Raw genomic sequence first — 9,090 nt, 5'->3', positions numbered from 1 at the left:
CGACTTCGAACGCTACGCCACGACCGTCGCCGCCTTCGTCAAACTCGCTATGATCCGCATCATGCTTAAACGTCTGACCCGTGCAACGTCTTGTTCATGAATCCAAACTTTTCGGATCGGCTCTTAGTCTCGTTGTCCGTCAGGATCACTGCTTGCGCCCCCAGCTTCAACAGCCGGAGGAGCCCATCCTCGCGGCTGCGCTCCGCAACGGCAGTTCGTCTGCCTTCTTCGTGCTACGGATCTAGGGATTGTGTAGCATGAAGCTTACAATCTTGCTAGATTGAGAGTGGTCACATGAATCCTATGACGATCCCGGGGCACGTCATTCGTCGGATCTCAGCGTAATGAGTTGTCGGCAGCCTGCGGCAGGACGGATTGGGGCGCGCTTTCCACCCCTGAACTGAACCCGACGTGGGGATGGAGGAGCGTGAGGGCTGGTAGGTTATGATGTCGTTTCGTGAAGCTCAGGCGGTCGAAGACCTGGCGGACCTTCTCTACGATTTCCTCCCCGGAAGCGGAAACAACAGGACCGCGTTTCCGCTTGCCGCTGCACAGGCTGGTGTTGGCGATCTATGGGTCCCAGGCAGCAAGCGACCCGCGATCGTGCAGCTCTTGAGCGCGACGCTCGAACAGCGCCGGTCGTGTTTCACGAAGCTAATCGTGGCGATCGTCCGACAGGCGATGACCTACCGGCGCGGAAAAGGAATTCCCCTGAGCCGCGAAGAGATTGATCGGCTGAACATCCTTCTTCCCGGCATCCAATTCAAAATCCCCGAGTTGCTTGATCCGAGTTTTCTCAGCAGCTTCGGCTCGGTAAAGGCGGGGGAGCCTGCGCCGCAGGCGTCTTCGACGTTGAGTGAGTCGAAGGCCCAGGAACTCGCGACGCTGCTCGTTGAGATCACCAAGCTCGACCCCCAGGCGCGAGGTCTGCGATTCGAAGGCTTTCTTAACGAGCTGTTCGCCGGCTTTGGGCTCTCGCCGCGTGGATCGTTCCGTCTCGTCGGCGAGCAGATCGACGGCAGTTTCAAGCTGCATGGTCAGACCTATCTGGTGGAAGCGAAATGGCACGGGCCTCAGATCGGCTTCGCCGATCTGATGACGTTTTCCGGTAAGGTCGGCGGAAAGGCGTCGTGGTCGCGCGGACTGTTCGTTAGCAATTCCGGTTTCACAGCCGAGGGGCTCGAAGCGTTCTCGCGCGGACGGCAAACCAATCTGATATGCGCGGACGGGCTCGACCTCTATGAGGTGCTCTCGCGCAAGGTCTCATTGATCGGGGTTTTAGAAGCGAAGGAACGTCGTGCTGCCGAAACTAACCGAGCATTCGTTGCTGTGCGAGATCTGAATCTCTGAGGGAGTTGAAGAGGTTTGGGCGGTGATGACGGTATAGCCAGCGAGGTGTAGGCGATTACGCATCGTACCGCAGCGTACAGATGGCGGGGCGGGCTTGGTCGATGTCGGGTGAGCTTCCTCGACCGTGTTCGGCGATAGATGGTGGAAGGTGCGTTTCGCGAAAGCAGCCGAAAAATACAATGTTTTCAGGAGCGCGATTTTTTGACGGATTGGCTGACGGTATAACGAGCCGCGAAAATTTTTTTGACGGGCAATTTCAATGCGTTATGGGGGCAGGAAATAATCGAGTGGGAGTAGAGGAAACGGCGAGATTGGCGTAGAATTTCTAAGGAAAAGCAACGATTTCGAAGGGTTGGAGTTATGACCGTCAACCGATTATCGCAGGTGTGTGCTGGATTTCGATATGTTCTTGAATGCTCTCGATATTTATTTTGAATTGGTTGACGGGGTAGCTTAGTAGAGAGAGTTGTTAACGGTATTTTTGACGGTTTTTTGTCGAGAGTAAATTGCGGCTGAAGCCTATGCCGTCAAATTGACTCGGCTCGCCTGACGGTATTTTGCGACCATCCTCCAGCCGCCATTCATGTGAATATAGGGGCAGCTTGGATCTTTACGGTCTTACTCGGTTGTCGAGCTCCGTCGTGTGTTACGGCAAGAAGCCACAAGGGCTTCAAATTTGATTGCGTGCCGGTCGGAACCGTCGGCTGGATTGCGTCGGAATTCGCGCGCCACTTTACGCCTCAAAAAGAATGGCCGATCCCACAAAAATCTGCCGGATTGGTGTTGTTTTGCGACGGATCGTTACACGATCGTCCTGATTTCGTGGGCTGCAGCTCAAATAGCCGTCGTCCATGGTTCGATGACAGTGAGACCAGCGGCCGCGAATGCGCTGGCGTCGCGCGAAGCGACCACGAAATCGTGCGAGGCGGCAATCGCGGCGATATAGCCATCAGGCGTCGGGAAGCCTTTTCCGGCGACGCGCGCCTTTACCGCAAGATCTGCATAGCGGCGCGCCGCGTTGGTATCGAACGGCAGTGTTCGATCCACAAACAAATCTAGCACTCCATTAAGCGCGGTGGTGAGCTTGTCCTTGCGCTTGCCCTTGGGAAGCGTGCCAATTCCGAACATCAGCTCAGCGATGGTAACGCTGGAGATATAGAGCGTCTCCGCGGCCTGTTCATCGAGCCACTGGCGAACCAGTGGATTCGGCTCGGGTTTCATTGCCTCGGAGACGACGTTGGTGTCGAGCAGGATCATTCGAAACGGAGTGGCTGAGCGGGGTTGGTGTCGCGGGCCTGCTCGAGGGCCGCGACATCGGCGTTGGTGAGTCCGATTTTCCGGCTTATCTCTGCAATCGCAGTGCCGAGACGCACCCGCCCCTCCGGTCTCACAGCGGCCTCCAGGATGGCGCGCATTTCGGCTTCAGCGCTGCGATTGTGCTGCGCAGCGCGGACCTTTAAGGCGCGATGGGCCTCCTCGGAAAGATTGCGAATGGTCACGGCGGCCATGATGGCGGCTCCAAAAAAACGATAGCGCTGATAGCAGCGTAGGAAATATGCTATCATTAGTCAAGGGAGAGATGCGGCGCTTTCTCGCTGTCGAATTTCCAGACGGGGGGAGGTTCTCTCCGTGTCGGCGAGGTTCGCCGGGGCCTGATGGCAAGGAAAAATCTGGCGGCGCCATTGGCAACACGTCCTGCCTCTTATTATTGCGCTTGAACGTGCGGCAGACCGCTTCTCGCCGCGTGGGCCCCAATGATGATCGGCGACACTCCGTGGTCGTCGGCTCAGCGGGAGCGTGGCTGCGCCCCGAAGTGATTCCGGATTTCCGTGAGTGAATTGACGAGCGATCAATGTCGACAGGAAAGGGGGCAGGCTCCCGGTAATCTAAAGCGAGAGTAGACAACAAATGAGCAGGTTTGCACAGGGCTAAGAAATGTATGGATGGTGGACGGGCTCTGGCAAGGATTGCCGTGGGGAAGCCCAAGGGTTTGTAGAAGGAGGACTCCGTGTTGGGCGAGAGCGCCAAAAGTAGGCGCGAATTCGAACTTCAGATCGAGCAAACCCGAACTCGCCTAGCCGCAAATGAGGTCGAGCGGATGGAGCTTGAGGCTCTGCTTGCCGATCTACTGAGCCGGCAGGCGAAGCAACCGCCCGAAACGCGTCAAGAAAACGTTTTTGCGGACAAGGTCATCATTAGCAGCGCATCCTCCAGCGTTGATAAGATTACGTTATTCCGGCGCCTGTTCGCCGGTCGCCCTGACGTATTCCCCGCTCGCTGGGAAAATCGGAAGACCGGTAAATCCGGCTATGCGCCGGCATGCGCCAACGAGTGGTTCAGAGGGATTTGCGGAAAGCCCCGGGTGAAATGCGGGGAGTGCCCCCATCAAGCCTTCATCCCGGTCACTGACGAAATCATCGAAAAGCATCTGCGCGGCGGCGACGGGTCACGCACTCTTGGCGGTGACTTCGTGGCGGGCGTTTATCCGCTGCTTCCCGACGAAACCTGTTGGTTTCTGGCCGCCGATTTCGATAAGGAAAATTGGGCGGCTGATGCGTTGGCTATGTTGGAGACGTGCCGCGCCAAAGGGGTGCCTGCCGCGCTTGAGCGTTCACGATCCGGCAATGGCGGTCATGTCTGGATTTTCTTCTCGGAGCCGGTTCCTGCACGCACAGCCAGGCAACTTGGCGCCGCAATGCTGACGGAGACGATGGAACGCCGCCCCGAGATAGGGTTTGGCTCGTACGATCGGTTCTTTCCAAGCCAGGACAACATGCCTGTCGGTGGCTTCGGCAACCTGATCGCGTTGCCTTTGCAGCGCAGGGCGCGCGAGCTTGACAACAGCGTTTTCATCGACGAGGACCTTCGCCCATATGAGGATCAATGGGCTTTCCTGGCGGCGATACCAAGACTATCTGCCAATGCCGCGGCGAAAATTGCTGGTGCCGCAGAGATGCGAGGCCGTGTCCTCGGGGTCCGCATGCCGGTCGAAGACGAGGATGCAGACGAACCGTGGCGCATGACGCCGTCGCGACGTCCGAAGGCTGGCCCGCTCGGCGTACCGCTTCCCAGCAAGATCACGATCGTCATGGCCGACCAGCTGTATATCGATCGGACCAATTTGCCGCAGGCGATGACGGCACGGCTTATACGCTTAGCAGCCTTTCAGAACCCCGAGTTCTATCGTGCGCAATCCATGCGGTTCCCGACCTTTGGCAAGCCGCGGATCATCTCTTGCGCTGAACTCCATCCGCGTCATGTGGGATTGCCACGAGGGTGTCTCGACGAAGTTGTCGAACTGATCCGCGGTGAGGGTGCCGAGGTTGAGTTAGACGATCAAAGAGCGATCGGTAACCCGCTTCCGAGCGGGGTGCAATTCCAGGGAACGCTGCACAGCCTGCAAATAAATGCATTCGACGCCTTGGCGCCGCATGACTATGGCGTGCTTGCGGCGACCACTGCATTCGGCAAAACGGTTGTGGCCGCTGCGCTCATTGCTCAACGGGCCCGTAATACGCTTGTTCTTGTGCATCGTCGAGAGTTGCTGAGCCAATGGGTGGAACGCCTCAAGGCATTTCTCGATATCGATCCGAAGGATATCGGCATCATCGGCGGCGGGCGCCGCAGGCCGACCGGAATCATTGACGTCGCGCTGATCCAGAGCCTCGTACGGCAAGGGGAAGTATCCGACCTGGTGGCGGACTATGGTCATCTTGTCGTTGACGAATGCCACCATCTGTCAGCGGCGAGCTTTGAGCTTGTGGCCCGTCGGGCAAAGGCGCGATTTGTCCTCGGCCTGTCCGCAACCGTGGCGCGTAAGGATGGCCACCACCCGATCATTTTCATGCAATGCGGTCCGGTTCGACATCGTGTTGACGCGCGCGCGCAGGCGGCCGGTCGAGGAGTCGCTCACCGCGCGAAACTTCAGTCGACCGAATTTCAGTTACCGCAGCCGCTGGCTGCCGCGGACCGTCCTTCCATGTCGGCGGTCTACGGTGCAATCGTCCAGGACGAGTCGCGCAACAATTTGATCTTCGACGATGTGCTGAAGGCATTGGAAGCCAAGCGTTCCCCGGTTGTGCTGACGGAGCGGAGGGACCATCTCGAATACCTCCAAAGGCGCTTCTCGCACTTCGTGCGCAATCTCGTTGTCCTTCGGGGTGGGATGTCTGCCGGCGAACGCAAGGCGGCTGAGGCTGCCCTACAAGTAGCCGATGGCCAGGAACGGCTTATTCTTGCTACAGGGCGGTATCTCGGTGAGGGTTTCGATGATCAAAGGCTCGACACGCTCTTCCTCACGATGCCCATATCCTGGAAGGGTACGCTGGCCCAGTATGTAGGTCGCCTCCACCGCCAACACGCCGGAAAGACCGAGGTTCTGGTCGTCGACTATGTCGACGAGCTGGTCCCAGTTCTGGCGCGCATGGCTACAAAGCGGCGACTTGGATATCGGGCGCTTGGCTACACCGTTGATCAGGTCGTGTCCAAATGGGACTCTAGATCTACGAATGTTGAAAATGATTTGCTGAACGGAACGGAATGAATTTCGATGAAATCTAAGCGCCGCACCATGAATTCCGCCACCAAGCGGAACAAGGAACCCAAACTCTCGCGGACCCATGCTCCCCCCAATCTTTCGCCGGTGGATTGGCAACGTGGCTTGCGCCGGCAGTTCGGCCGCGAGCAAGCCTTCGGCCTCGAAAATCTCTACAGCGAACCTTTTTTCTCGGAGTTTAGAGTCAGCAATCCTGTTTCCAAATCCAGCTATCGCGTGGTGATTCGGGGCTTGGGGGCAGGCGGCAATTTCTGTTCCTGCCGGGATTACGCCACGAGCGAGCTGGGAACTTGCAAGCATATTGAGTTCACGCTCGCCCGACTGGAGAAAAAGCGCGGTGCCAAGACGGCGTTTGCGCGGGGCTACCAGCCCGCCTTTTCCGAACTGTATCTGCGCAATGAAGGGAAACGCAGCTTGCATTTTAGGGCTGGAACGGATTGCCCGCCTGCATTGAGGAAGGCCGCTGCCGGTTTGTTCGACGCCGAACACAATGGGAGGCTGCCCGACGAGCGCCTTGGCGAACTCGAGCATTTCATGGCCATAGCATCTAAGGCCCGTCACGAGTTGCGCGCCTACGACGACGCTCTCGATTTCGTGGCCGGACGGCGAGATGCGGACCGACGAGTAGCCAAGCTCGCGCAATTGTTCCCGCGCGGTGCCGCCGATCCGAAGCTGCGGGCGCTATTGAAGGCGCCGCTGTATCCCTATCAGGCGGAGGGCGCGCTATTTGCGGCGAGAGCCGGGCGGGCGCTGATCGGCGACGATATGGGCCTAGGGAAGACGATACAGGCGATCGCCGCGGCAGAAATACTGGCAAGGCATTTTGGCGTCTCAAAAGTACTGGTGGTCTGCCCGACCTCGCTCAAATACCAGTGGCAAAGCGAGATCGTGCGTTTCACTGGCCGAAAAGGCGGAAATGCTGCGCGCGTGATCAGCGGCGGTCGAGGGCAGCGGCAGAAGGACTACGCCCTCGATGATTTCTGCAAGATCACGAACTACGAGAAGCTCAGTCCGGATCTTGACCTTATCGCCGCTTGGGCGCCCGAGCTGGTGATCGTCGATGAAGCACAAAGGGTGAAAAACTGGAACACGATCGCGGCGCGCGCTTTGAAACGGGTCGATAGCCCATATGCCATCGTGCTTACTGGTACGCCATTAGAAAACAAGCTGGAAGAGCTGATTTCAATTGTCCAGTTTGTCGATCAGCACCGGCTTGGACCAACCTGGAAGCTGCTGCATGAGCATCAGGTCAAGGACGAAGCCGGGCGCATCACCGGTTATACCGGCCTTGAGAAAATCGGTCAGACTTTGGCGCCAGTCATGATCCGCCGGCGCAAATCGGAGGTGTTGAAGCAGTTGCCCAGCCGGACCGATCAAAACCTACTGGTGCCGATGACCGAGATGCAAATGCTCTATCATCAGGAAAACGCCGACGTGGTGGCTAGGATCGTCAAGCGCTGGCATAAGACCGGATTCTTGTCCGACAAGGACCAGCGGCGGCTGACCTGTGCGCTGCAGAACATGCGGATGTCGTGCAACAGCACGTATCTGCTCGACCTGGAAACTGATCATGGTGTCAAGGCTGACGAATTGGCTGAGTTGTTCGAGGAGTTGTTAGTCGAGCCTGCGGCCAAGGTGGTGGTGTTTTCCCAGTGGACACGGACCCATGAAATTATCATCCGCCGACTCGAAAAACGTGATCTCGGCTACGTCAGCTTCCACGGGGGCGTGCCATCGGACAAACGGCCGGCATTAGTTGAGCGGTTCCGTGACGACCCCGCCTGCCGCGTGTTCCTATCTACCGACGCGGGTAGCACTGGCCTCAATCTGCAACATGCCTCCACACTGGTGAACATGGATTTGCCGTGGAACCCAGCCGTTCTCGAACAGCGCATCGCGCGCATCCATCGCATGGGTCAAATTCGGCCGGTCAGAGTCATCAATTTTGTGGCGAAGGGCACCATTGAGGAGGGTATGCTTTCGGTGCTGGCTTTCAAGCGTTCTTTATCAGCGGGCATTCTCGACGGCGGCAGCAGCGAGATTTCGCTCGGCGGATCGCGGCTCAACCGTTTCATGAAGGACGTGGAAAACGTCACCGGGCGCATGGGTGAGGGTGAGGCCGTGACGGCAGCTGAGGAAATAAGGAATATCGGCACTGCTGGAGACTCTGGATATGGGGAAGATGCAAATTCGGAAGCGAATATCGAAGCAAGTGAAATGGCGATCGCACGGGCTGATGAGGCTGGATCATCACCCCGCGAGGTAAGTCCCAATCCGTGGCAGGCCTTAGCGCAGGTGGGTGCGCAGTTTGTTGCTGCTCTCGCGGCCGCCAACGATCCCAGTGCTCCCGCACATCCATGGATTGAGCGGGATGCAGCCACCGGCGCACGAAGCCTCAAAATACCTCTGCCGCCGCCAGAGACCGCGAGACAACTCGCCGATGCGTTTTCCGCGCTCGCGGACCGATTGGGAGGCAAGACCGCGGGTACCTGAGCATCATCATCGGGACCCCGCAGTCTGGGTCAAGCCCCATGACCAATCCAGTCCAGCATCGGGAGCAAACAAGCGAATGAATCCTTCCAGCGAGATAGCGGATGACTTGTCAGGGTGCCCGTTCCAGTTGTTGCGAACACACTTGCCCGATTTCCATTCCAACTTGATGCACCCGTAGCGGCGTCTCGCATCACGTTTTGCTTGTCGCTGACGGTATTTTCATCTACCGGGTCTGGATGGTCGACGGTGAGCTGAAAGGACGAAATTCGTCCGGAAGATGCCGATAGATGCTGAAATCTCGGAAAATTTTTTCGGCCGGTTTTCCCTTTGAAATCAAGAGCGTTTCATTTTGACGGCACGTCTGCCAGTATTTATGGCGTATCCAGCAGAAATGTTCTATCTATATCAATTGCTTACAGACAATGTTAATGATTGAGTGGGGGATGTTCGCGGTGACCTCAATCGATCGGAAAATGAAAGGCATTTCTTGGACCGTTAGGCAGCAGACCCATCGCTTCTAATGAGCTTCTAATTTTTAAAACACTTGCTTTGGATAGGTGTGCGTCCATCATAACTTTTTGAATCTTATGGTGCCGATTGCAGGATTCGAACCCGCGACCTACTGATTACAAATCAGTTGCTCTACCAGCTGAGCTAAACCGGCCCTGGCGTCGATAAAGGCGCGTCGCGCG

The 9,090-nt window shown here is 57.3% G+C and carries 5 protein-coding genes and 1 tRNA gene; 3 read left to right on the top strand and 3 right to left on the bottom strand.

Annotated features, from left to right (window positions below; translation table 11 throughout):
• Positions 1-660: 660 nt before the first annotated feature.
• Entirely contained in the window at positions 661-1,350 is a 690-nt protein-coding gene (locus AB7I51_RS07180; RefSeq protein ID WP_428406166.1) for a restriction endonuclease, read from the top strand.
• 834 nt (positions 1,351-2,184) lie between these two features.
• Here the strand turns inward: AB7I51_RS07180 and AB7I51_RS07175 are convergent.
• Both AB7I51_RS07175 and AB7I51_RS07170 read right to left on the bottom strand, forming a co-directional pair.
• Entirely contained in the window at positions 2,185-2,607 is a 423-nt protein-coding gene (locus AB7I51_RS07175; RefSeq protein WP_428403592.1) for a type II toxin-antitoxin system VapC family toxin, read from the bottom strand.
• Complete coding sequence (locus AB7I51_RS07170) at positions 2,604-2,858, bottom strand: FitA-like ribbon-helix-helix domain-containing protein (RefSeq protein ID WP_428403591.1); 255 nt, start codon at positions 2,856-2,858, stop codon at positions 2,604-2,606. The genes AB7I51_RS07175 and AB7I51_RS07170 overlap by 4 nt, the downstream gene beginning before the upstream one ends.
• A gap of 503 nt (positions 2,859-3,361) precedes the next feature.
• Between AB7I51_RS07170 and AB7I51_RS07165 the strand changes: the two genes are divergently transcribed.
• Positions 3,362-5,893 carry a TOTE conflict system archaeo-eukaryotic primase domain-containing protein gene (locus tag AB7I51_RS07165; RefSeq protein ID WP_428403590.1) on the top strand — a complete coding sequence of 844 codons (2,532 nt, stop codon included), beginning with the start codon at positions 3,362-3,364 and terminating at the stop codon, positions 5,891-5,893.
• Between the two features lie 6 nt (positions 5,894-5,899).
• Entirely contained in the window at positions 5,900-8,398 is a 2,499-nt protein-coding gene (locus tag AB7I51_RS07160) for a DEAD/DEAH box helicase (protein ID WP_428403589.1), read from the top strand.
• A gap of 588 nt (positions 8,399-8,986) precedes the next feature.
• On the opposite strand, the gene AB7I51_RS07155 is transcribed toward AB7I51_RS07160, so the two are convergent.
• Positions 8,987-9,062 (bottom strand) — tRNA-Thr (locus AB7I51_RS07155).
• Positions 9,063-9,090: the final 28 nt, after the last annotated feature.

Origin of the sequence: Methylocystis sp., assembly GCF_050246715.1 — a bacterium.
Taxonomy (GTDB): domain Bacteria; phylum Pseudomonadota; class Alphaproteobacteria; order Rhizobiales; family Beijerinckiaceae; genus Methylocystis.
The sequence above is the reverse complement of the archived record's forward strand: the minus strand, read 5'-3'. Positions and strand labels throughout refer to the sequence as shown.

What these genes read in the sequence shown, in the direction of transcription:
- AB7I51_RS07175 (WP_428403592.1), bottom strand. Translation starts at nt 2,607, where the DNA reads ATGATCCTGCTCGACACCAACGTCGTCTCCGAGGCAATGAAACCCGAG.
- AB7I51_RS07160 (WP_428403589.1), top strand. Translation starts at nt 5,900, where the DNA reads ATGAAATCTAAGCGCCGCACCATGAATTCCGCCACCAAGCGGAACAAG.
- AB7I51_RS07170 (WP_428403591.1), bottom strand. Translation starts at nt 2,858, where the DNA reads ATGGCCGCCGTGACCATTCGCAATCTTTCCGAGGAGGCCCATCGCGCC.